The organism is Clostridium aquiflavi, assembly GCF_031344075.1.
GTDB classification, from domain to species: domain Bacteria; phylum Bacillota; class Clostridia; order Clostridiales; family Clostridiaceae; genus Clostridium; species Clostridium aquiflavi.
Map to the genome: position 1 here is coordinate 47,167 of NZ_JAVJAN010000018.1, position 24,545 is coordinate 71,711.

Below are 24,545 nucleotides of genomic sequence, written 5' to 3' on the forward strand. Positions count from 1 at the left end.
CCATTTTACTTTGTACATGGATTTTATATTATTATCTCCAAAATCATCTAATAACTTTTGAAAATAACTAATAATATTTCATTTTTTCATTATCAAAATCTAATTTCCCACATTTATTGAACCTATTCCAACTGATAAATCAAAAGTATACTTTTCCTCACCTGATGTTTGAGCGTTAACATTATAATGTCCATCCCCTTTTTCTGTTACTATATTAACTGGAGAATTTTTAGGTATTATAATATCAATATCACCAACGCCCCCTTCATATTCAAGATTTCCACCTACTTCTGCCATTTTAAGTTTTAGTTTTCCCACGCCTCCATTGATTTTAATATCTCCACATTTTTCTTTTAAATTTAAATCAAATTCACTAGCTCCTGACTCTAAATTTAACTTATCAAATTTAATATCTTTACATTTTGATTTTACTGAGCCACCGCTAATATCAATGTTTTTAGCTTTTATTCCTTCTATATCTAATATTCCTGCTCCTTGATCGAATTTAAAATTCCCTTTAAATTTTGAAGGAACCATAATATCTAATCTAGATATATTCTTTTCACCATTCATATCCAACCTACTTGATTTATATTCTTTTTCAATTATTTGAATTTCATGACCAGTTCTTTTTACGCCAAAACCATCACTTTTTTGAGAAAGTTTACCTGTCACCTTTACTTCTTCCCCATCGTAACTCTTAATAGATACCTGAGCTGCATAAATTTCTACGTTAATATCAGTTGCATTATCAAGCTTTATTTTTTCATCTATAAGTTTATTTTCATTTGAAACTTCGCTTTCTTTATTAGATATGGTAGTTTGAGTTTTAGTATTACATCCTACAGATGAAATTAATACTATTCCTAGAATAGCTAAAATCAATATTTTTTTCATTATTATTACCCCTTAAAAACTTATTTACCTATTACTTAATTATATTATATAATTTTTTCCATAATAATTAATTTTTACTTAATTTAATGCTCAATAATTGTATATTTGGGTTTTAGAATATAAAAAAATATTACTGAAATTTTTCTTTTCAGTAATATTTAAAATAAATATGTTAATTATCTTTTATTTCTAAAATCTATTTCATCATTTCCAATCTTTCATAGCATAAGTTACGAAACAACTGACAGTATTTACGAAATCCACTTTGTCCGATTAAATAAATGTTTGACATATAACTCATTCTTTTTTGTGAATATGCAATACGTTCCAATCCATTATCTAGTCCTGTATGATTACTAAGTGCTATCTCTACATTTTTATCTTCAGCTTGTTCCATAAAGTAATCTAATGACTTCATGTAAATCACAATGCCTTCTATATTTTGAGGTGGATTAGATCCTCCCCATAAAGCTGCTTGATACGTCTTATTATTTTCTGTTACATTAAATATAAAACTAAGGCCACCTGGTGTATGTCCTGGAGTATCATAAACATAAATTATTTTATCTCCAAGAATAATTTTATCTCCATCCTTAACATAAACATCAATTTTATAGTCCTTCCATGTCTCAGGTCTATTCTTTTTTGCTGGCTTTTCTTCCCAAAATATATCATCTATTTTTGATAGATATGTTTTAGCATTAGATGCATTTACAATCCACTTTCCACAGCCTGTATGATCTACATGTCCATGAGTTAACACCAACTTTTTTATATCTTCTGGATTCCAACCAACATCTTTAATTGCAAAAACAATTGCATCAAATGCCTCTTCACATGGCCATATAGCATCTATAATAATTAATCCTTCAGTAGTTTTTAAAACAAAACAGTTTGTTTCTTTTTGTGCAATAATAAGCAAATCGTCAAATATAAGTGAATGAGTAAAATAAGACATATCCTCCATTCCTTTTATTGTTTCCATTGTAATTATTGGTTTTTCTAATCTTAACATATAAAATTCTCCTTTGATAATCGTATTATATTATTTGCTAAAACGATGTACAAAGTTTTATATTAAAATAACAATACTGCACTTAAAAAAGTTTAAAAATAAATATTCCTTTATTTACAATATCATTATTTTTGATGAATCTTTCTCTCTGTACAACGCCCATCATTTTATGTGCACAGAGTTAATTCGATTCTTTGGATGCATTTTTAAATATATTTTCATTATTTTCTTTCCTTTACTTTCATTAAATTATTTATATAATAATAGTGTCACGTATAATTAAATACTATAATATTTTTTATATAATTCCAACTGAATTTCTTTTCTCATAGTCCAAACGTCATGTTTTATTTAGATGATATTGGAAGTGTTGTGCAAGTCAATGCTCCACCTCCCTTTATTATTTCTGAGTAATCTATATAAATCACATTTATTCCATCTTTAGCAAGGATTTCACATAGTTTTTTGCTAGATGAAATTACAGTATTATTTCCTATTGTTATAAAGTTTGCTGCTAAATTCTTTGCTTCTTCTTTTTCTATATAATAACACTTCTTGAAACTCTTTTCTATAATATCCATATCATATATATAATCACTAATTACACAACTATCTTGTGATATTACATTAAATACACAATCCAAATGCAGCATTTCCTCCTTATTAAATCTTATAGGTACAACCTTATAATCTTTATTTTCTTCCTTTAAAATTTTCTCAAGTTCATTTATCCCTTCTATTGATGTTGCATTGCTTTGTCCTACAAATACTGTGCTATCATGCAACACCACATCTCCTCCTTCTATAAAATTATTTATCTTTTTTACTTTTATATTATTCCCCTTAAAGAATTCTTCTAAGGCTTTATATTCTTCAGTCCTACTTTTAGCCTTCATTTTTCCTATAAATAAAATCTCATCTATAGCAAATGCTATATCCCTTGTATAAACTTGAGATATTCCATACTTAGGATCTAAAAAATAAGTTACAATACCCTCTTGTGATAGTATATTTATGAAGTTATTGTACTGCTTAAACATTATTTCTTTATTTATTTCCTTTTTTTCTACCTTATAATTTACTGGATAACACAATATTACTTCTTGTAGCTTGTTATATCTATTTTTCAAGTTTATATTCATATTTTATTTCTCCTTCTATATACTTAACACCCAAAACATCAGGTATTAATTACATTACCACCCTAATAGCTTCTTTTCCAAATCATCATAGTCATACTCCCTAGGTTCAAAATTATCAAATTTCAAATTAGTGCCTTTTCTTTTTAATTTATCATGAACTCTTCTTTTATCCTTGCCTTTAAACTTGTCATATTTACTTGGATACCATTTTTTTCTCCAATTTTTTAGTATGCCATTAATGTAATTCATATTTTCCTTAGTAAACTCTAATGCCTTATTAATTGCCATCTTAACATTATCATATCCATGACTAGAAATAGCTAGCTTAAGAAAACATAAGTTAAGTCCACCACTTACTCCTGTGATACTTTCATAATACTTAAGTAACTCTCCTGCATTAACTTAAAGACTGTCTATATTACTTACCACATTGCTAATAGTATTTCCCCCATTTTCTATTACATGTGACTCATTATTATTTTTATAATTATTTTCAATTCTACATGAATTATTATCTTTATTTCCCACTTCACGTAATTCATCTAAAGTTTTATCTTCTTCAAAACGTTTATTATATAAGCAAAAAATAATCTTATTTCTAGACTATCTTTATTCTTTCAATAAATGATTATCTTCTTGGATTTTCAAATGCCTCCCTAGAATTAACTTTTATTTATCAACTATTTCTTAAATATATTTATACCAGATAAAATGCTTATTAGTAATAAAATACCAAGCCTTATCCAATCCATAATAAGTGCTAAATCTCCACCTAATACAACATCTAAAGATGTATTAAATTCATCAACATAAACTCCCGTATTCCAAAATAATTTAAAACCCTTTATGTTAAGTTCAAGATTAAATTCACAATTTTTAGAATTATGTTTTAATGCTATCAATATCAATAATACCAATATAATTGATATTGATATTATTAACATTCCATGTAAAGAACACAAAAAATACCTATAGAGGAGATACTTTTTTCTAAGTGTCCACTCTATAGGTACCATTCTATAAAAAGAGCAACTAAAAAGTTACTCTTTTCATCTATATCAACATGAGTTATTAATGCATATATAAATCCGTTGACAATCCGTTGACAAATTAATATTTTGTTGTAACAACAAAAGACTATTTGTTCATTTCTTCTTCAACAGCAACAGCTACTGCAACAGTGCATCCTACCATCTAAGTTGTTACCCATTCCGATAAGACCCATCATTTCAATGTGAGCTAATATTATATTTTTTCTCCCATTCTCTAAATAATTCATCAACAATGTATTGAGAACTTTCAGCCCATAAAACAGATTCTGTGTTTTCAAGTGCTTTATATGTGTTAGATTCATAAAATTTTTTAAGGACTTTTTCAAATGTTTCCCCTGTTTTTTCACATATAATGCTAATAATTTTTTCAATCTTCATTATAATATCTAAAGTTATATCTTGTCCTTTATATGAATATTTGTTCATCATATTCATATCTCCTAAAATCTAGTTTATCTTTAGACTTCTTTAAATCTATTTTATCAAATACCTCATTATTAAACTCTAAATTCTTTATCATAACACTAATTGTTACCAAACATAAATTTATACAAAAAATACCCACATTCACAGATCCTAAAATCTATAAATGTGAGTATTCATATAAGCTAATTACTCAGCTTTAACAATTAGTCAAAAGACTATTTGTTCATTCCTTCTTCAACAGCAACAGCTACTGCAACAGTACATCCTACCATTGGGTTGTTACCCATTCCGATAAGACCCATCATTTCAACGTGAGCTGGAACTGATGATGATCCTGCGAATTGTGCATCTGAATGCATTCTTCCCATAGTATCAGTCATACCGTAAGAAGCTGGACCTGCCCCCATGTTATCTGGGTGAAGAGTTCTTCCAGTACCACCACCTGATGCTACTGAGAAGTATTTCTTACCTTGTTCCATACATTCTTTTTTGTATGTTCCTGCAACTGGATGTTGGAATCTTGTTGGGTTAGTTGAGTTACCAGTGATTGATACGTCAACGCCTTCCATATGCATGATAGCAACACCTTCTCTAACATCGTCAGAACCGTAACATCTTACTTTAGCTCTTTCTCCGTTTGAGTATGCTTTTTCTTTAACTACTTTAACTTCTCCAGTATAGTAGTCAAATTTAGTTTGAACATAAGTGAATCCATTAATTCTTGAGATTATGAATGCAGCATCTTTTCCAAGACCGTTTAATATAACTCTTAATGGTTCTTTTCTTACTCTGTTAGCTTTTTCAGCTATTTTGATAGCACCTTCAGCAGCAGCGAAACTTTCGTGTCCTGCTAAGAATGCGAAGCATTTAGTTTCTTCTCTTAAAAGCATAGCTCCTAAGTTTCCGTGTCCTAAACCAACTTTTCTATCATCAGCAACTGATCCAGGGATACAGAATGCTTGTAATCCTTCTCCGATTGCTTCAGCAGCTTCAGCAGCTTTTTTGCAACCTTTCTTTATAGCTATAGCAGCACCTAAAGTATAAGCCCATCCAGCATTTTCAAACGCTATTGGTTGAGTTTCTTTAGCTATTGTACATGGATCAATTCCTATTGATTCACAAACTGCTTGCGCATCTTCTAGAGTTTTCATTCCGTACTTTTCTAGTACTGGAGTGATTTGATTAATTCTTCTTTCATAACTTTCAAATATTGCCATAATAAAAATCCTCCTTTACAAATAATTATTTATGTCTTGGGTCCATTAATTCAGCAGCGTCAGCAACTCTTCCGTATTGACCTCTAGCTTCTTCTAATGCTTTATTAGCATCCATACCCTTGCCTATGTTTTCCATCATTTTTCCTAAATTAACGAATTTATATCCGATAATTTCTTTGTCTTCATCTAAAGCTACGTCAGTAACGTATCCTTCAGCCATTTCTAAGTATCTAGGTCCTTTAGCAAGAGTTCCGTACATAGTACCAACTTGAGATCTTAGACCTTTTCCTAAATCTTCAAGACCTGCTCCTACTGGTAATCCACCTTCTGAGAACGCAGTTTGAGTTCTTCCATAAACTATTTGTAAGAATAATTCTCTCATAGCTGTGTTTATAGCGTCACAAACTAAATCTGTGTTTAATGCTTCTAATATAGTCTTTCCTGGTAATATTTCTGAAGCCATTGCAGCTGAATGAGTCATTCCTGAACATCCTATTGTTTCTACTAAAGCTTCTTCGATTATACCGTCCTTAACATTTAGAGTTAATTTACAAGCTCCTTGTTGTGGTGCACACCAACCTATTCCATGAGTTAATCCTGATATATCAGTTACTTCTTTAGATTGTACCCATTTTCCTTCTGCAGGAATTGGTGCTGGTCCGTGATTAGGACCCTTAGCAACTACACACATTTCTTCAACTTCTTTTGAATACATCATATAAATTTGCTCCTCTCCCTAATTAATAGATAAGTACTATAATAAAAACTTAAAATTTATCTTTTTTAATATAGTACTGGGCTTAAAAACATCCCACCGGGATATCAATGCCCTATTCCTATTCTAGCAAATGATTTATTATGTAACAACCTTTATTTAAAAATTTTGATAAAAAAAACTTAAAAGATTTAACTTGAATTATATTTTATACTATGGTAAAATATCACTTGTTCAACAATATGAATATGCCGCTATGATGGAATTGGCAGACGTGGTGGACTCAAAATCCTCTGGTAGTGATATCGTGCCGGTTCGAATCCGGCTAGCGGCACCATTTATTTATAAGAATGGCTGTATTACTTGGTTTAAATACCTTGTAGTACAGCCATTTTTCTTTGTTTACTAATTTTTATTTATTGAATATTTCTAAAAGTTACTATTAATGAACAAGTAATTTTTTTATTTCTCTTACTTCTTCTATTGTAAGTCCTACTCCTTGTGCCACTATTTCTTCACTTACTCCAAGCTTTAAAAGATTTTCTGCTGATTTCTTTGCTTTTATTTCTTCACCTTTTTCTATTCCTTTTTCTATTCCCCTTTTTTCAACTTCAGGATCATATAAAGTTTTAGTCATCTTTAATACCTCCTCATTAAGCTTTTTATCATCATCATATTTATCATTTAAATATTCAAACAAGTTACCTATAACTACGAGAATTTCTGAGGAACGTATTTCCTATGGAAATGCGGGCTATGTTGCTAATCTCATTCCTCGCTAAGCAACATATTCCTCTCCCCAAAACAACATCTAAAGTTCTATTTTACCCCCTTAGAAATTCTAAGCACCTTTACATTTACAAAATATGTTATAATCAATTTATTATAGAGATACATTTCAAAGCAAATAAAAAAAATACACTAAAGTCATATTAATGAACTTTATATAAATAAAAAGATACATTTTATATAAAATCAATTAATATATAAATAACTTCAAAACCGAGTAATTTCCTATTATATACCTTACACACATAAATCTATGAGTAAAAATTTTTAGGAGGAAAATATGTTTTATAAAGAAATAAAAGATTTATTAAATAAATTAGATAGTACCAATATTGAAGATCTAAAGCCAACTTTAACAAGAAAAGTTAATGAGCTTATTTTAAACATAAATGATGATAATATGTCTGATTGTGAGTTAGAAGAACTATGTGATTTCTTTATAACTAGAGAAACATTAAGAGAAGATGCAAGACAAGATGATTCATTAATGGAAGGGATACTTATAGAGAATTTCATTAAAGCATTTGATGAATTTATAGCTGAAATTAATACTGGTGAATATATTTCAGATGCTATTGACTTAACCAATACTGCTATAAGAAGCATTGGAGGAATTGCACGAGGATTTAGGTTAATGAAAAAATACGCTCCAAAAGAAGGTGTTATTAACAATACTCCGTATTTAATAGAGTTAAAAGATGAATTTTATAAACAGTTACGATCATATGGAGCCAAAGGACTTTATGAAGAACACTTTGTAATATGTGGCCTTATTAATACCATAAAATTTGACTTAGAAGAGCAATCACAAGAACATGGAAGATACATTATTTCCTTTCTTACAGATTATGAAACACAAAAATTAAAAAGTTTTGAGGAATTTGAAAATGAACCTCATTTAAATGAATCTAAAATTAAAATGAAACGTGAGTTTGGAATAGAGCTTCAAAGAAGAATTTATTCATGGGATAACTTAACAAAAAAACTAACAGATCATTACTATTTAGAAAGTCTATATAAAGAAGAATGTGGTGATTAAACACGCATCACATAAGCAAATTCTTAAATTCTAAAATTTATTTATTCTAAAAATCTAAACTTCTTTTCTTCTTAAGAATTTTAGATTTTTAGAATTTAATACAATTACTACTATTTTTAATGAATTGGAGAAAAATATAATACGGAATCTCTTTCTTACAAACTAAATCACGCTCTTCATTCTACTTTTTAACTCTTGCCATTTCTTTTGCATTTTCACATATAATTAATATAAAAATAAAAGACTGTAATAAGATTTATTTCTATACAAATCTCATTACAGTCTTTTGATATTTTAATTTTTAACTAAAGCTCTGTTTTAAATAAACAATTTAGTTATTATAATAAAGACTTTCTGATGGATAATTAGGATCACATGTAACATCTATTCCTAATTTTCCTAAAGTTGTATCATCTGCTCTTAATAATATAGTTGTAGCGTGAGCTTGACAACCTCTTAATAAAGGTAATTTTTCCATAGCAACTTGTGCTGTTGGATTTGTTGCTGCTGAAATACTTAACGCTGTAAGAACTTCTTCACAATTTAATGATATATTCTTTTCATTAAAAGTCTTAGACTTTAAGTTCATTATTGGTTCTAATATAACAGGTGAAATTAAGTATATATCATCTGAAATATTAGCTAAATATTTTATAGCATTAATTGTTACAGCTGCAGCCCCATCCATTAAATCTGAGCTCTTTCCTGTTAAAATTGTTCCATCATTTAATTCTAATGCTACTACTGGACAAATTTCATTTTCATCTGTAGCCATCTTTAATTTCGCAGATTTTTCTCTAGCTGGAAGAACAACTTTTCTATCAGTTTCTTTTAAGTCTACTTCTTCCATTATTAATTTAGATCTGTCGAAAGTTTCTTTATCTGCATATCCTTTTTTATAATCACAACCAGTTTTAAAATATCTTCTTATTATTTCTTGCTTTGATGCTTCTTTAACTGCATCATCATCAACTATTCCAAATCCAACTCTATTAACGCCCATATCAGTTGGTGATTTATAAATAGATTCTTTACCTGTAATCTTTTCTATTATTCTCTTTAATACTGGAAAGCTTTCAATATCTCTGTTGTAATTTACAGTAACCTTATTGTATGCATCCATATGGAATGAATCAAGCATATTAACGTCCTTTAAATCAACTGTTGCAGCTTCATATGCAATGTTTAATGGGTGTTTTAATGGAACATTCCATACTGGGAATGTTTCAAACTTAGAATATCCCGCAGCATTTCCCCTTTTTGATTCATGGTATAATTGACTAAGACAAGTAGCAAGTTTTCCACTACCAGGACCTGGTGCTGTTACAACTACTATTGGTTTTGTAGTTTCAATATATGGATTTTGTCCGTAACCTTCTTCACTAACTATTGTATCAACATCTGTTGGATATCCTTTTGTTGATTTATGCTTATAAACTTTGATGCCTCTTCTTTCAAGCTTATTTATAAATACTGTAGTCGCTGGTTGACCATTATATCTTGTAATAACTACACTATTAACTTCTAATTCATAAGTTCTTAAGTCATCAATAAGTCTTAAGACATCCATATCATATGTAATACCAAAATCGCCTCTTATTTTGTTTCTTTCTATATCTCCTGCATAAACACATATTACTACTTCAACTTTTTCTTTTAACTTGTGCAGTAATTTAATCTTTGCATTTTCATCAAATCCTGGAAGAACTCTCATTGCATGTCTATCATTAAAAAGTTTGCCACCAAATTCTAAATATAGCTTATCATAGCTATCAACTCTCTCTAAGATATACTTTGATTGTTCCTCTAAATATTTTTCATGATCAAATCCTATTTTCATTATGTTACCTCACTCACTTCTTGCTTACTAAAAATTCATTATTACATTATTTCATAAAATAAGGTCATTGTAAATTTAATTTTTTCCACTTTATGAAATTTTAAATTAGCTTAATCTTGCTTGTATCATATCACCATAAATTCCCATCAACGCTAAAGTCATACTACATCAAACAAAAGTAATAAATCTTTTAATTTAATTCTTGATAAATTATTTTTTATATACAGCTTTTAAATTTTTTATATTCATAATTTTATATTTCCCTGTAATTGTTCACATAATTTATAAAAACAAAAAATATATTTAATATTAAAAACAACATATAATTGGTTTAATAAATATAAGTACATTGATTATGTTGATATGTATAAATAAATTATATTAAATATAATAATATGTGTTAAATATTGCAATTCTCCAAAACCTTAAATAAAACTATAATAAGTTTGTATTTTTTTATTTGGAGAACTTATTTTTTTAAAAGTATATGAATTTTTAAATATTCACCTATTAAGTTAAGAGAAAAGGTTCATCTTTTCTTTTATTTGTTCCCAAGAAATAGGAGTATAATTTATACGTTCTACACATGCACAAAATGATTGTTTTGAATAATCAACATACATTTCATTTCCATGTACATGACCATAAATATTGGCATAAGGCATATTTTTATTTAAATATAATGGTTTATGTGAAATCATCCAGAATTCATCCAAAATTATTGGATATTGATATACCTTCTTAAATCCGCATTCATAATAATATTCTTCTGAATTACTGTCATGATTGCCAACAATCAAGATCTTTTGCCCTTTTAATTTATTACATATCTCTGTAGTCTTTTCCTTAGGATAAAGAGAAAAATCACCTATCATAAAAACTGTATCATCATCTGTTACAACAGAATTCCATCTATTAATTAATTCTATATCCATTTCTTCTACATTAGCAAATGGTCTTTGTTCATAATCAATAATCTGACTATCTCCAAAATGAGTATCTCCTATAAAAAATATCTTTTTCATTGTATCTCCTTATAAAATAAAAATCCTCGCTCAGCTAAAAACTGAACGAGGACATAAAATACACGTTATAAATAAACCTTTCGTTAAAGCTTTAGCTTCATAGGGCAATGAAATTGCATTAGAATACGCCTTAAAATCAACGTATCCTGCTAACCTTCTCATAGTGTCTCCACTACTCCGAGGCAGCAACCAGTATCCCTATGGTAACCTCACCTACTGATTCTTATTCAATTGTTATAATTTTTTTAATATTATATTAGTATATGTACCTGCATGAAATTTGTCAACAACTTTATTAGCAATTGGTTTCAATACTTCCCTTAACTTTATCTAATATTATTATTTTGGGAATATTTTTCAATCTTTTACTTTATTTTTTATTTAGGCAACTTTGTATCATTTGTTGTGTTGGGCAAGTTCCTTGACAAGTTCCTTTACCATTAAATGAATTTTGACCTTCTATAACTTTAACGTTTGAACATTGATTTTCTGCACTAGTGCATCCGTTTGCTGAGTTTGTACAGTCAGTGTTACATTTGTTATCTGATCCATTTGCGCAAGAATTTGAACAATTATTTTCTGAATTTGTACAATCAGTGCTACATGTATTATCTGACGTGTTTGCACAAGAATTTGTGCAATTATTTGTAGATTTCGCTTCTTTTTCACCTGAATTCACTGTAGCTTCATTACTAGTCTCAGGCACTGCTGTATTTGTAGATTCTGCTTTTTGATCATTAACTTCTGTATTAACTTCTGTATTAACTTCTGTATTACCTTTAGTAGCTTCATTACTTACCTTAGATGCTGCTGCATCTGTAGATTCTACTTTTTGATCATTAGCTTCTGGAATTACTTGATTAACTTCTGTATTTGCATCTTTAGACTCTGTATCCTCTTTAGTACCTTCAATTGCTTGTGTAGTTACTGCTTGTGCACTTACATTTCTAGTACAAGCAAAACTTGCTGTTCCTCCAATTAATAACGTACTAACTACAGATAAAATCACAATAAACTTCTTTTTATTCATGTTAATTCCCCTTTTAATTTAAATTTAGTAACTTAAAAAATTACTATTTTTAATTTTGAAGTTGTTACTTGTTTTATGTTCCTCAACTTCATGACCTTATTATAATTAAAAATTTCACTTAAATATATAGTTGATAATTGGACAATCTAATATAAACTTCCTGTATATCCTTAGATTCTTTTTCAAAAATTGTTTGATTTTTCTTATAATTCCCTTAACCTTAAAACAAAATGTCCTATAGCTTATCTTAAATTTAATATTAATTTTTTTCTATCTATTTTCTTTGGTTTCATTTATTATGCTTTTCATTTGTTCCTTGCTTAAAGCACCATTTACATAGCCATAAACATTTCCATCTTTATCTATCATAAATGTAGTTGGTAAAGACATTATTCTATAATTATTAAATACCTCTCCACTCTCATCAAAAACTACTGGGAATGTATATTCCTGCTCATTTAAGAATTGTTTAATTCCTTCTATGTCCTTTTCTTCTCCACCTGGTTGAGCTAATCCTAAGATAATAACATCATCTTTATTATAATTAAATTCTTTATACAGCTCTTCTATATGAGGCATCTCCCTACGACATGGCGGACACCATGTTGCCCAGAAATTTAAAAATACAGTTTTACCTTTATAATCAGATAATTTATGAACATTTCCATACTGATCCTTTAACGTAAAATCAAATGATGGTTGCAAAGGTTCCTTTTCTATATCTTCATTACTTGAATTTGTACTATTAGAATTATTTCTTTCTTCTGATTCTTTAATATATTGTTCTTCTCTTTTAATTTCTTCTTTTTCTTCTGAGGTTAATTTAGTATTTTCATTACTTCCTACTTGATTTAAATAACCTGTAACATTATTTAACCATCCTGTAAAAGTCATTACTCCCATAATTATCATTAGGACTCCACCTATTTTTATTGTATACTTCATAACATTTTTATTATTTTTTATAAAATTTAAAGCTTGAGTTGTAAAAAGACCTAATATTAAAAATGGTATTACAAAGCCTAAGCAATATATTAAAACCAATAAATTTCCAATAGCTGCATCTTTAGCACTTGATGCAAGAATTAAAACTGATGATAATGCTGGACCAACACAAGGTGTCCATGCAAAGCTAAATGTAAATCCCATTATATAAGCTATTAAGGGATTTACCTTCTTTCCATTTAAGTTTATTTTTAATTTACGTTCTCTTTGCAAAAATTTAAATTCAAAAATTCCCATTTGAAATAAACCTAAAATAATTATTATAATTCCACTAATTTTAGTGAAAATCATTTTATTATTATTAAAAAATGTTCCTATTGTGGTAAATGAAATTCCTAATATGAAAAAAGCTGTTGAAATTCCTAGTACAAAAAATATAGTGTGAAATAATACTTTTTTTCTTTCATAAGTATATGTACCATCATTATTTTGTTTTTTAGCATTTCCTGCTAAATACCCAATGTAAAGTGGTATTAAAGGTAATACACAAGGGGATAGAAATGAAACTATCCCCTCAAAAAATACTAATAAATAACTCACATTACTTACAGAGGTTATTCCTTCAAACATTTTATAAATAAGCCTTTAATTTATTTGTTATATTTTCTTTTGGCATAAATCCAGTTAAGTTTTCTACTGCTTTTCCATCTTTAAATATTATCATTGTGGGAATAGAAAAAACTCCGTATTTTTGTGCTACTTCTCCACTTTCATCTACATCTAATTTAAACAATTTAGCCTTATCATTAAATTCGTTACTAACTTCTTCAAAGATAGGTGCTAACATCTTACATGGACCACACCAATTTGCAAAAAAGTCAACCACTACTACTCCCTTAGTATTTTCTACATTTTCCATAAATTCTCTGCTATTTATAATTTTAGCCATAATAAAGCCTCCTATCATATTTAAAACATATTATAATTGTATTTGTTAATTTTATTATACTTGTATTTCTATAATACTTAAGTGACTTAATCACATTAAATTACTATAAAATACTATATTTATTATTTTAATTATTAGTAGTAATGTTTAAAAATATATCGTCCTATAAAGCCTATGCAATATATTAATTGGTATTTATCCTCTGTTTTCTCTTTTTTTTCTAAAGTTTCTTGATTTTTGTCCGTATAAATAACCAGCACCAAATATTATAACTATACAAAAAAGGGGGAAAATTAAATGAAAACTACTAAAAAACTTCTTAAGTCATTTGCACAAGGATTATTAGCAGTTATGCTTATCAATGGATTTGCATATATTAGTGATTTTAAAACTAATAACAATGTTTTTCTATCAGGCATAACAGAAGATAATTCTGCAAAAGAAACTACAGATAAAAATGTGATTACTGAAAATATTAGTGATGAAACAAAAAATGTTGTATCAGATAATAAAACAGATAATAGTTTATCTGAAAAAAACGTATTAGATGAGGACACACAAACAGATGGTGACTTACTAAATACAGATTCTGTACAAGCTATTAACCCCATTACTATTAATCCTATAGTTGATCCTATCAAATCTATTGAGGAACCAATTATAGAAGATATACCTCTTATAAGAGATACTTTAAAAAATGAAATTAATGATATCGATAAAAATATCTATGGCTTATCATATAACCCTGATAAGATACTATCTTCAAAAGGTGAAAGCGTTGATAGCTTTGTGCCTGCTCAAGGTTTTGATACTCCAAATAAATATATTGTAGTAAAAAGAGAAAAGAAAAGTATATCTGACTCTACTGCAGATATTTCAATAATAGACTCAATTAACGATAGAACTTACCCTGGTGCTATTCAACTTGCAAATAGAAATCTTGTAGAAAACAAACCAGATATAATTTCTTGTAAAAGAAAACCAATAACTATAAGTGTTGACTTACCTGGAATGAGTGATGATGGTAGTAAAGTTGTTAATTCACCAACATACTCTACTGTAAATTCTTCAATAAATTCTCTATTAGATACTTGGAATACAAAATACGCATCTAAATATACTATTCCCACAAGAATGAGCTATACTGATGCTATGGTATATAGTAAATCTCAATTATCTACAATGTTTGGTTGCAATTTCAAAATTTTAGACAAAGCATTAAATATAGATTTCAATTCTATATTTAAAGGTGAAAAACAAGCTATGGTTGTTGCATATAAACAAATATTCTATACAGTTAGTGTAGATGCGCCTGAAAAACCTTCTGACTTATTTGGTGACAATGTACGCTTTGATGAATTAGCTTTAAAAGGTGTAGATAACGAAAATCCACCTGCATATGTTTCTAATGTAGCTTATGGTAGAACAATTTATGTAAAACTTGAAACTACATCTAAGAGTGCAAATGTTAAAGCAGCATTTAAAGCTTTAGTCTCTAACCAAGATATCAGTGGTAACACAGAATATGAAGATATCTTAGAGCAAAGTTCATTTACAGCTACAGTTCTTGGTGGTGGTGCTGAAGCCCATAACAAAGTAGTTACTAAAGATTTTAATGAAATACAAAATATAATACAAAACAATTCAGTATATAGTCCTAAAAATCCTGGCTATCCTATTTCATACACAAGTACATTCTTAAAAGATAATAGAATTGCTAGTGTAAATAATAAAACAGAGTATATTGAAACAACATCAACAGAATATACTAATGGTAAAATTGTTCTTGATCATAGTGGTGCTTATGTTGCTCAATTTGAAGTAACTTGGGATGAAGTTAGCTATGATAAAGATGGTAATGAAATAATAGAGCATAAGATTTGGTCTGGAAGTGATAAAGATAAAACTGCTCACTTTAATACAGAAATATATCTAAAAGGAAATGCTAGAAATATTTCCGTTAAAGCATGGGAGTGTACAGGCCTTGCATGGGAATGGTGGAGACAAGTTATAGATGCTCAAAATATCCCACTAGTAAAAGAAAGAACATTCTCAATATGGGGTACAACACTATATCCTAAAAAATCTGTTGAACCAGAAATTTAAATTTTAAAATTGGTGATATATACATAAACAAAATATCCTCAATGATTGTATATATCACCTCCTATTTTAAAACAAACTAAAATCTGACAAAAATAAAATAATAACACTTTTTATTAAACACCCAAAAATAAGGTTAAAATAAACTTAACTTACGTATAGTTTATTTTAACCTTTTATTTTAATTATATTTCTATTTTAATGTGATTTTATCATATCCTATTGCTTGTTTAGGGCATACTGTTACACATTGTCCACATTGTATGCAATCAGGATGACTTAAAATATCCCCCTTATATTCATAAGGAACTATTCCTAAAGGACATTTTTTTTCACATATTTTACAAGATACACATGAAGATGATACTTGCAATACTTTTTTGTTTTTCCTAAATTTTGATATAACTGATGCTATAGTTCCCATAGGACAAAAATGACACCAAGTTCTATGATTATAGAATAAAGATAATACTATTCCTATTAAAGTTGTTACAACGATCATTCTATAAAATACCATGCCAATACCATATAAATTTCCTAAGTTTTGTTTAATTCCTATACCAAACATAGACATCATAACAACTACTACTATTGCTCTAAAATAATAAGATTTTAAAAATTTAGGTACTTTTCTTTTATTGCTAAATTTAGAAACTACATTGTCATAAAAATTTCCTCTTGGACATAAATTACCACACCAAAATCTCCCCTTAGCAACAGAAACAATTATAGGTGCAACCATACATATAATAGCTAACAAAGCAAATCTTAAATCAATTAGTCCTAATATTATAAAAGCTATTAACATTATAAATGAATATTTTTTCCATAATTCTAAAAATTTTTTCACTAGAATTCCTCCCAATTTACATATTATATTAAATTAAAATTTCTATTTCATTGTGTACAGATCAGTTTATCTTTTTTCATTTTATTAGATAAACCTTTATTTTTCTGTAACTTTATCACATATTAAAAAACTTTTAATATATTGTTTTTTATATCTATTAAAATAGAAATTTATATTATTTTTAAAATAAACTATATATAAACAAAAAAATATAGTCTATGATACTAACAAATAGTTTTGTATCATAGACTATATTCTTGTAAACTTACATTCATATTATATTTTAGAAATTATTTATTTGTTTTTAATGTTTATTATTTATTTTAGAAATTTTTTATTTATTTTTTAATATTTATTTTGGAAATTGTAATCTTATTATACTAAATTTTTTATATACTGAATTTTTTATATACTTATTTTTTTATATACTTATTTTTATATAACCTGTGTTTTAACTGCTCATCCAAATTGTTTATGAATATTTGAACACAATACTAAAACACATCCTTATTAAACTATTCTACTACTACCTTAGCATTTTCAGCTAAGTTAAATAATTCTGAACTTACAAATATAGTATTATTTTTTACCATTGTTTTATTTCTTAAATAATACCCAGTATCTTCTGTTTCTAACATCTCGCTATCAATAGCTACAGTATAAGTTTTAAAACCTTCTTTTGTAATGTTAAGCATAGTTGTTTTATTAAAAGGTTTAACTTCATATCCAAGTTTTTTTGAAACTAAATTTAATGGAAGCATTAATGTTTCACCTTCCATAAATGGAGCTTCACTAGCTTTAAAATTAATATCTTCCCCATTAACACTTAACTTATCTGCAGAAGCTTTAATTAGTCCACTATATTCATAAGGCATAAGTAAGCACTTTTCTACATTTACCTTTTCTGGAAGCTGTAAAGTTTGAGGTTCATTTGGATTATACTTTGTCCATAAAAATATTTTTGATCCAACCTCAATATTATCCATAGTTACAATATTTCTTGTTAAGTAAGGAGATATATTCGTATCCTTATTTAATGTTGCTTGTAGTAATCCATCATCACTTGTAACAGTTATACTTCCATCATCATTTTTCTTTATATCCTGAACTTCCATATAATTAGGAACTTTAAAATCCTGGGGTATATTAACAATAATAGCTTCTGCCGTAGTTATAGGTGGTAAGCTCATTGTCATTATTGGGCTAGTATATGCATAAATATCATCATTTATATTTATATCATTAATAGCAACTGGTAATCCACTAACTGCATCTATTATCTTAGTTTCATCAGATATATTTAATATCATATCATTGTTCATGTTACTTGAATTTTTAATATGAATTTGCTTATTACCCTTCTCCTTTACGCTTCCCCATGCTGTTGAGAATTTTGGCATATTAAATACTTCTTGGCTTTCTGTTGCTGCCACATTATCTGATGTAGTTAGTACATTGGCAGATACATATTGTGGCACTCCCATAAGAACTGTTAAGGCTATAGCGCTTCCTAAAATTCTTTTTGTTATTTTCATTTTAATCATCTCCTTCACTTATAAAACAATTCTACTCAGGAAAATGTTGCACTTATTAGAAATTTATTATCAAAAAATTATTTTCTATTAAAAAATTATACTTAATATATTTTTTTGCAATAATATTTTCTCTATTTATGTACTTTAAGTTATAAATATATAAAAGGAGGAATAAGAAGTATTCCTCCCCTTTTTCACTTTACTTTTTTAGTTCTTTGAGTAATTTATTATACTCGTTTAGAACTTCATCAAGTTCTTGACTAGCTGCAATAACTTTAGGATTTAATAAATTGTTTTCTTCACTTATAAGTTTTTGCAAAGCTTGTCTTAATTTTAAGATTTTGTTATTCATTTCTTCAACCATTATAATATTACACCTCCTTTCGCTATTTAATTATCAGCGTCTGAAGGTCTCTTACTTTAAAATAAGACTGTGTTTTATAAAACATAATACAAATAAAAAGAACCCTATCCAATCAATAGAGTTCTTATATATACTTATTTAACTATTTAAGTTTTTTTAAATATCGCTTCTTATACTTAACTTTAGCTATCTTACTAATATCTTTTATAGTTTTATAATTAGTAAAACTACCTACAACACCGATTATAGGTAATCCTTGTATAAATTTGCTTGTCAGCATTGAAGATGCCATTTTTTTAGATGTTTCATTAATTAATTCGTCTACACTATGTTCTATTTTAATCCCATTATTTATTTGTTCTCCTACTTTATCAATCTCTTCAAGATATTTTCTTTTTTCTTCTCCTGTAGTCATAGCACTAGAAATAACGTTTAAAATATATATTCTTTCATCATCATTATCATAGTGGAAACCATATCCTAAGCTTATTTCATAAATAGTTTTTAATATAACCCCTATAAAAATTGGAATATCAGGTAAACCTATACCTAAAACTCCTAGTATTCCGCCTTCTAATACACCTATTGATTTATTTAAAAATACTTTTCTATTTGTTTTTTTATCAATTCTATTTATATTCTTTTTATTAGTTTGTATATTTACAGCATAATCATCTATATTAAACTCTTCATTTATTTTCTCTTTATCAAAACTTTTTTCAATAATTTTTACACCTTTTTTAAAAACAATATTAAAACCTTTTTCAAATGCTAATTGCAAAGTTTCTTCAAGTTTATCTGGAATTTTTTCTTCTAGCTTATTCTTATATGGTGATATTTTTTTATTTAAAAAGCTTTCTTTCTGTTCTACTAATAAATTTTCTTCTTTTTTACTAATAATTTTCAATTGTTTTGTTAAAACTTTTTCTTTTTTAGATAAAATTCTTTTCATAATTTTAATGCTCCCAATCAATATTAAATTTTATTTTATATTACCTTTTCAAAAGCTATTCTTTCACTTTTATCTTCTAAGTATATTATACCGCAATACTGAAAGTTATTCTTTTTAAGTAAATTTTGCATAGGTTTATTTTCTATATGTGTGTCTATTTTTATACTATGTATATCTTTATTTAAACAAATTTTTTCTATATTTTTAATAATTTTAGATGCTATCCCTTCCCCCTTATACATGTTATTTACAGCCATTCTATGAATAACCGCATATTTACAATTACTAATCCATTTGCCATCACAAATAGTATCATATGATTTTTCTTCATCAAAAGAAATTGCTACTGTAGCAACAATTTGTTTATCTTTTAAAAATACATATGAATAATCATTTTTAATATCTTCTTTTATTGTATCAATGTTAGGATAATTATTTTGCCACTGATTTATTTTTTGTTCTTTAAAATATATTTGTGCCTCATTAATAACTTTCATTATATTACTTATATCTTCTTCTATTGATTTTTTTAATTCCATATACACCCTTCTTTCATAAATAAAAATACATTTAAGTTGCTTTAAATTACTTAAATGTATTTTTACTTTCTAAATTATGTGATTATATTATAATATTTCTATTCTAAAAGTTCCAAAACTTTTTTACCATTAACATTGTGTTTACTGCAAAATTTCATAAATTCTTCATTATATTTTTCATCTGTCATATTAGCAGTCTTTGTAAATTTATCTATTTCTCCACTTTCTGATTTGAAAATACAATCTCCATAAGATGTTTTTCTAAATAATCCATTTTTCAAAATTACATCCACACATCCTAATTGTTTATTAACCATGTACTCCATTCTTCTTCCCCCTATTTTTATTGTAAATTTATCTTACAGCTAACATTTATTCATATCTTTTAATAAAGTATATACTAGTTCTAAAATTTTATTTACTAATAACATATAATTATTTTTAATATATATTTATAATCTCTCTTCTAAATTCAAATATATTCACTTTAATATCATTTTCCATTTATTGGTATAATAAAATATTTTAACACAACTAAATATTTTTACAAGTATAACAATTTGTAAAGAATATAAACATTATTCTTTAATATACAATATCATTGAAATCTTTTCTCTATTTCTATTCTACACTATATAACCTAAGAACAGTATAGATTAATAAAATCTATAATTTTTCAGGAAAATTTTGTAATAATGTATAAAGTTTCCTTAAACTAATTCGATAATATAAATATAATAATATTCTAAAATATAGCTTAATATTAAAAACTATTATAGAAAGAAAGTGTTTGTATGGAATTTATAAATATGAAAACTACCAATTCTAATATTGATAATTCTTTAAATATTAATAATAAATTGAATAAGCTTAAAGATTCCAATTTTGTTGACTTTCTAAATAAATCAAATAAAATAGTAAATCAATTAAAAACTCAAAACAATATATCTAATGAAGCAAAAACTGCTATATCAATTATAGAAAAAGCGCTAAATATTAATATAAGTAGTCATGATTATAAAAATAATGGTAAATTAGATATTATGGGTATTATAAGAAAACATGGTGATAAGCTTTCCACTAGAGATACTGCAGATTTTAAGGATAGTTTAATGGTTTTATTGAATCAAGGTTTAATTGAAAGTCATGATTATTTTGAAGCTATAAAATGGATTTCCTTAAAATCAAGCTTTAAAAAATTAGATGACAAATGTGAAGATGAATTAATTAAAAGTGTTGGTGAAATAGATAAAAAATCTGAATATAAATAATCATTAACTAACTTATTTATAAAAAAATAGTAGCTTCTAACTATTAGAAACTACTATTTTTATTTAATTTAAAACAGAACCTAATTTAAAATTAGTATTATATTTTATGACAAATTAGTATTAGGTTCCTTAGAAAATTTTATTGAATTGTTATTTTTTAAATTTACTAACTGTGGTAATGCAACCCCTATTAAAATTATTATAACTCCTACCCACTTTATCATAGAAACCTCTTCTTTTAGAATAACAATAGACGCTATAATAGCTACTGGTAATTCTCCTGCTCCAAGAATAGTTGATAGGCCTGTACTTAATTTAGGTGTCCCTATTGCAAAGAATAACACTGGTAATACAGCACCAAATATGCCTAATATAATTCCATATTTCCATATTCCTTGTGATAAACATCCATTAGAGAAATAGTTTGGACAAATAGCAAAGGCAACTAATAATGCTCCTGTTGTTACACAAAAGCTTCTATTAACTGATGGTATTTGAGTTTCCACTCTTCCACTAAAAAATACAAATAGAGAATATGAAAGCGCTGCCATAAGTCCAAATATTATTCCACTAAAGCTCCACTTAAAGTTATTACTATTAATTACCCCACTAGCTAATATAGTTCCAATAAATAATATTATAATAGATAATATTTTTATTTTTGATGGAAATTTCTTATCTACTATGGATTCAATCAATACTCCAATCCATGTAAATTGAAATAATAGTACAACAGCAAATGATGCTGGAATACTTTCAAGAGATAAGTAATAAAAAACAGTTGTTGCACATGTACTTATTCCGATTAATGCAAGTGAAATGAACTGTTTTATCGTAATATTTCTTCTAGATGAGATTAGCATTATGATTAACATAGTTAACCATCCAAATAAAAATTGACTCATAACAACATCTTTAAATACAAACCCATCATTATATGCTAATTTTACTAGTGTCGATAATACTCCATAACAACAAGCTCCTAAAAATACAAATAAAGAACTTTTAAATAAATTCATAATAAACTCCTTTTTTAATTTCAGTAATATAAAATAATTACTTTAAATTTTTATCATTAACGTATAACTAATTATGTAAATGTGTATATTCATCTCCTTTCATAAAGAATAAAAAAAGCCATATATTCTCCCGTTTTGAAACCAAAAAACTGAAAAATATATGGCCATTAGGCAATAATTATTTAATTACTTGGCTCTGTTTTTAAACATAGCCTATTATTTAAATTATAATATTAATATATATTTTTTTCAAGCATTTATATTAATACTCTTCCATTGTTTTTGTAATCATTTACAGAATGTAATTACTTTAAATACACATTTAATATCATTTATTCATCGTAACTTAAATTAGTATGAATAAATGATATAACTTTAAATATCCTATACTTTTCTTTTATAGTAAACTCTTGAACTTTTTCTTCTCCTCCCCACAGCTTTACATTAACTTTTAACTCATTGTTATTATTGCTATAAATAATAACTTCACCAATTATATTGTTAAACTTCATTAAATCTATTACTTTTTTATTAAATTCTTCATATGAATTCTTAGCAAATTCTACTTTCACATCCTTAGGTAAATTATGTGCAAGTATTTCTTTAACTGTATCCATATTGTCCTTAATTTCATTTGTTACTATATAATTTATCTTATCTTCTATATTTTCAGTTTTAACTTTTTCCTCATTTATATTTTCTTCTAATGCCATCATATCTTGCTTTATAGCATTCATTTCACCAATCACTATGTTGATTCTTTTAGTTAATTCACCACTTGCCTTAATTATTTTACTAAATTCCTCTATATTATCTTTTTCCTGTTTTAAAATTGAATAGAAATCAGAAACCTTTTTATCCATTACTCTACACCCTAACTTTACTTATTTTTAAGATCATATTTTAAAGATAAGCTATGTCTTAAATATGTATTGACATATTAAATTAATACCTCTCACTTTGCTGATGTATATATTATTTTGCTAAAGCATTAACTAAATACATTATCAATTTGCACTAACTAATATCAAATATAAAATTCGATTCAAACTACACTTTTACATTACATTATTAAAATATATGATTACAAAATATAATTTAGCACCTTAACATAAACAATTTGACAATAACATTATGTAATGATATATTTTAGTTAAAATATGGAAAAATAATTAGAGCACTATACATAAAATACGGGGGTACTTATCATGGAAGAAATAAAAAAAGAAACTATATCAAGTAAAATTATTTTTTTAAAAGATTGGCTTATACCTATACTTATAGCTCTTATACTTGGAATTTTAATAAATAAATTTATGTTTTTTAGTGTTTTTGTTCCGACTGGTTCTATGATTCCAACTATAAATGAAGATAACAAGGCACTTGTAACTAGAGTTAATAATCTATCTAGTATTACAAGAGGAGATATAATAGTATTTCAATCTGATGAGCTTAATTTAACATTAGTAAAGAGATTAATTGGTTTACCTGGTGATAAAATAAAAATTAAAAATGGAGTTGTATTTATTAATGGTGAAGAACTGGTTGAAGATTATGTAAAGAATAAAGATTATTCCTACTCCGGTGAATTCGATGTTCCTGAGGGAAAGTATTTCTTTTTAGGTGATAATCGTCCTGATTCAAATGATGCTCGACTTTGGAAAAATCCTTATATTGACGGCTCTCATATAAAAGGAAAATTCAAATTCATTTTCTATCCATTTGAAGATTTTGGATTTGCAAAATAGTTTTTAATTCTTTAGGAATTTATATTATTAAAAAATTTGTGGATAACTTTTAAAATAATGTGTTTTAAAGGTATTATGAGTAC

At 26.8% G+C, this 24,545-nt stretch carries 27 protein-coding genes, 1 tRNA gene and 1 riboswitch; of the genes, 5 read left to right on the plus strand and 23 right to left on the minus strand.

Annotation, left to right across the window (positions count from 1 at the left end; translation table 11 throughout):
- Window positions 1-99: 99 nt before the first annotated feature.
- From RGC78_RS08120 to RGC78_RS08160, 9 genes are all read right to left on the minus strand, one after another.
- Complete coding sequence (locus RGC78_RS08120) at window positions 100-897, minus strand: DUF4097 family beta strand repeat-containing protein (protein ID WP_309556407.1); 798 nt, start codon at window positions 895-897, stop codon at window positions 100-102.
- 196 nt (window positions 898-1,093) lie between these two features.
- Window positions 1,094-1,912 carry an MBL fold metallo-hydrolase gene (locus RGC78_RS08125; protein WP_252213625.1) on the minus strand — a complete coding sequence of 273 codons (819 nt, stop codon included), beginning with the start codon at window positions 1,910-1,912 and terminating at the stop codon, window positions 1,094-1,096.
- Between the two features lie 347 nt (window positions 1,913-2,259).
- Window positions 2,260-3,054, minus strand: a complete 795-nt coding sequence (locus tag RGC78_RS08130) for a dimethylarginine dimethylaminohydrolase family protein (protein WP_309556408.1) — start codon at window positions 3,052-3,054, stop codon at window positions 2,260-2,262.
- Window positions 3,055-3,108: 54 nt separating this feature from the next.
- Window positions 3,109-3,420 carry a DnaD domain protein gene (locus RGC78_RS08135; protein ID WP_309556429.1) on the minus strand — a complete coding sequence of 104 codons (312 nt, stop codon included), beginning with the start codon at window positions 3,418-3,420 and terminating at the stop codon, window positions 3,109-3,111.
- 314 nt (window positions 3,421-3,734) lie between these two features.
- A complete protein-coding gene (locus tag RGC78_RS08140; RefSeq protein ID WP_252226851.1) occupies window positions 3,735-3,956 on the minus strand; it encodes a hypothetical protein in 222 nt (73 codons plus the stop codon).
- Window positions 3,957-4,283: 327 nt separating this feature from the next.
- Window positions 4,284-4,535 (minus strand): hypothetical protein, encoded by a 252-nt coding sequence (locus RGC78_RS08145; RefSeq protein ID WP_252213631.1) that lies wholly within the window; start codon window positions 4,533-4,535, stop codon window positions 4,284-4,286.
- The gene (locus tag RGC78_RS08150) at window positions 4,513-4,671 is read right to left on the minus strand and encodes a hypothetical protein (protein WP_309556410.1); all 159 of its coding nucleotides are present in this window, start codon (window positions 4,669-4,671) and stop codon (window positions 4,513-4,515) included. The genes RGC78_RS08145 and RGC78_RS08150 overlap by 23 nt, the downstream gene beginning before the upstream one ends.
- 76 nt (window positions 4,672-4,747) lie before the next feature.
- Window positions 4,748-5,749 (minus strand): GGGtGRT protein, encoded by a 1,002-nt coding sequence (locus tag RGC78_RS08155; protein WP_252213635.1) that lies wholly within the window; start codon window positions 5,747-5,749, stop codon window positions 4,748-4,750.
- A gap of 25 nt (window positions 5,750-5,774) precedes the next feature.
- Window positions 5,775-6,467, minus strand: a complete 693-nt coding sequence (locus tag RGC78_RS08160; RefSeq protein WP_017826199.1) for an iron-sulfur cluster assembly scaffold protein — start codon at window positions 6,465-6,467, stop codon at window positions 5,775-5,777.
- A 247-nt stretch (window positions 6,468-6,714) separates the two neighbouring features.
- Between RGC78_RS08160 and RGC78_RS08165 the strand changes: the two genes are divergently transcribed.
- Window positions 6,715-6,801, plus strand: a tRNA-Leu gene (locus RGC78_RS08165).
- Window positions 6,802-6,906: 105 nt separating this feature from the next.
- Here RGC78_RS08165 and RGC78_RS08170 read toward each other — a convergent pair.
- Window positions 6,907-7,101, minus strand: a complete 195-nt coding sequence (locus RGC78_RS08170; protein ID WP_252213637.1) for a hypothetical protein — start codon at window positions 7,099-7,101, stop codon at window positions 6,907-6,909.
- A 432-nt stretch (window positions 7,102-7,533) separates the two neighbouring features.
- Between RGC78_RS08170 and RGC78_RS08175 the strand changes: the two genes are divergently transcribed.
- Window positions 7,534-8,292, plus strand: coding sequence for a hypothetical protein (locus RGC78_RS08175; RefSeq protein WP_309556413.1), 759 nt, complete (start codon window positions 7,534-7,536; stop codon window positions 8,290-8,292).
- A gap of 331 nt (window positions 8,293-8,623) precedes the next feature.
- Here RGC78_RS08175 and RGC78_RS08180 read toward each other — a convergent pair whose 3' ends face one another.
- The 5 genes from RGC78_RS08180 to trxA form a co-directional block, all read right to left on the minus strand.
- The gene (locus tag RGC78_RS08180) at window positions 8,624-10,132 is read right to left on the minus strand and encodes a DUF1846 domain-containing protein (protein ID WP_309556414.1); all 1,509 of its coding nucleotides are present in this window, start codon (window positions 10,130-10,132) and stop codon (window positions 8,624-8,626) included.
- Between the two features lie 515 nt (window positions 10,133-10,647).
- Window positions 10,648-11,157, minus strand: a complete 510-nt coding sequence (locus RGC78_RS08185; protein WP_252213645.1) for a metallophosphoesterase — start codon at window positions 11,155-11,157, stop codon at window positions 10,648-10,650.
- A 68-nt stretch (window positions 11,158-11,225) separates the two neighbouring features.
- Window positions 11,226-11,385, minus strand: a riboswitch (M-box (ykoK) riboswitch).
- A gap of 142 nt (window positions 11,386-11,527) precedes the next feature.
- Window positions 11,528-12,187 carry a hypothetical protein gene (locus RGC78_RS08190; protein WP_309556416.1) on the minus strand — a complete coding sequence of 220 codons (660 nt, stop codon included), beginning with the start codon at window positions 12,185-12,187 and terminating at the stop codon, window positions 11,528-11,530.
- A 270-nt stretch (window positions 12,188-12,457) separates the two neighbouring features.
- Window positions 12,458-13,762 (minus strand): redoxin domain-containing protein, encoded by a 1,305-nt coding sequence (locus RGC78_RS08195; RefSeq protein WP_309556418.1) that lies wholly within the window; start codon window positions 13,760-13,762, stop codon window positions 12,458-12,460.
- A gap of 1 nt (window position 13,763) precedes the next feature.
- Window positions 13,764-14,081 carry a thioredoxin gene (gene trxA, locus RGC78_RS08200; RefSeq protein WP_035785593.1) on the minus strand — a complete coding sequence of 106 codons (318 nt, stop codon included), beginning with the start codon at window positions 14,079-14,081 and terminating at the stop codon, window positions 13,764-13,766.
- Window positions 14,082-14,378: 297 nt separating this feature from the next.
- Between trxA and RGC78_RS08205 the strand changes: the two genes are divergently transcribed.
- The gene (locus tag RGC78_RS08205) at window positions 14,379-16,187 is read left to right on the plus strand and encodes a thiol-activated cytolysin family protein (protein WP_252213651.1); all 1,809 of its coding nucleotides are present in this window, start codon (window positions 14,379-14,381) and stop codon (window positions 16,185-16,187) included.
- 190 nt (window positions 16,188-16,377) lie between these two features.
- Here the strand turns inward: RGC78_RS08205 and RGC78_RS08210 are convergent, their stop codons facing one another.
- From RGC78_RS08210 to RGC78_RS08235, 6 genes are all read right to left on the minus strand, one after another.
- Window positions 16,378-17,034, minus strand: a complete 657-nt coding sequence (locus tag RGC78_RS08210; protein ID WP_252226749.1) for a 4Fe-4S binding protein — start codon at window positions 17,032-17,034, stop codon at window positions 16,378-16,380.
- Window positions 17,035-17,549: 515 nt separating this feature from the next.
- On the minus strand, window positions 17,550-18,569 hold the full coding sequence (locus RGC78_RS08215) for a stalk domain-containing protein (RefSeq protein ID WP_252213656.1): 1,020 nt from the start codon (window positions 18,567-18,569) through the stop codon (window positions 17,550-17,552).
- Window positions 18,570-18,768: 199 nt separating this feature from the next.
- Window positions 18,769-18,933, minus strand: coding sequence for an aspartyl-phosphate phosphatase Spo0E family protein (locus RGC78_RS08220; RefSeq protein WP_252213658.1), 165 nt, complete (start codon window positions 18,931-18,933; stop codon window positions 18,769-18,771).
- A gap of 142 nt (window positions 18,934-19,075) precedes the next feature.
- A complete protein-coding gene (locus RGC78_RS08225; RefSeq protein ID WP_252213660.1) occupies window positions 19,076-19,885 on the minus strand; it encodes an EcsC family protein in 810 nt (269 codons plus the stop codon).
- A gap of 35 nt (window positions 19,886-19,920) precedes the next feature.
- A complete protein-coding gene (locus RGC78_RS08230; protein WP_252213662.1) occupies window positions 19,921-20,424 on the minus strand; it encodes a GNAT family N-acetyltransferase in 504 nt (167 codons plus the stop codon).
- A 98-nt stretch (window positions 20,425-20,522) separates the two neighbouring features.
- The gene (locus tag RGC78_RS08235; protein WP_252213664.1) at window positions 20,523-20,750 is read right to left on the minus strand and encodes a hypothetical protein; all 228 of its coding nucleotides are present in this window, start codon (window positions 20,748-20,750) and stop codon (window positions 20,523-20,525) included.
- A 468-nt stretch (window positions 20,751-21,218) separates the two neighbouring features.
- Between RGC78_RS08235 and RGC78_RS08240 the strand changes: the two genes are divergently transcribed.
- Complete coding sequence (locus RGC78_RS08240; RefSeq protein ID WP_252213666.1) at window positions 21,219-21,695, plus strand: hypothetical protein; 477 nt, start codon at window positions 21,219-21,221, stop codon at window positions 21,693-21,695.
- 104 nt (window positions 21,696-21,799) lie between these two features.
- On the opposite strand, the gene RGC78_RS08245 is transcribed toward RGC78_RS08240, so the two are convergent.
- Entirely contained in the window at window positions 21,800-22,714 is a 915-nt protein-coding gene (locus RGC78_RS08245; protein WP_252213668.1) for an EamA family transporter, read from the minus strand.
- 332 nt (window positions 22,715-23,046) lie between these two features.
- The gene (locus RGC78_RS08250) at window positions 23,047-23,577 is read right to left on the minus strand and encodes a hypothetical protein (protein ID WP_309556426.1); all 531 of its coding nucleotides are present in this window, start codon (window positions 23,575-23,577) and stop codon (window positions 23,047-23,049) included.
- Between the two features lie 345 nt (window positions 23,578-23,922).
- Here RGC78_RS08250 and lepB point away from each other — a divergent pair, with 345 nt between their 5' ends.
- A complete protein-coding gene (gene lepB, locus RGC78_RS08255) occupies window positions 23,923-24,462 on the plus strand; it encodes a signal peptidase I (protein WP_252213672.1) in 540 nt (179 codons plus the stop codon).
- Window positions 24,463-24,545 lie beyond the last annotated feature (83 nt).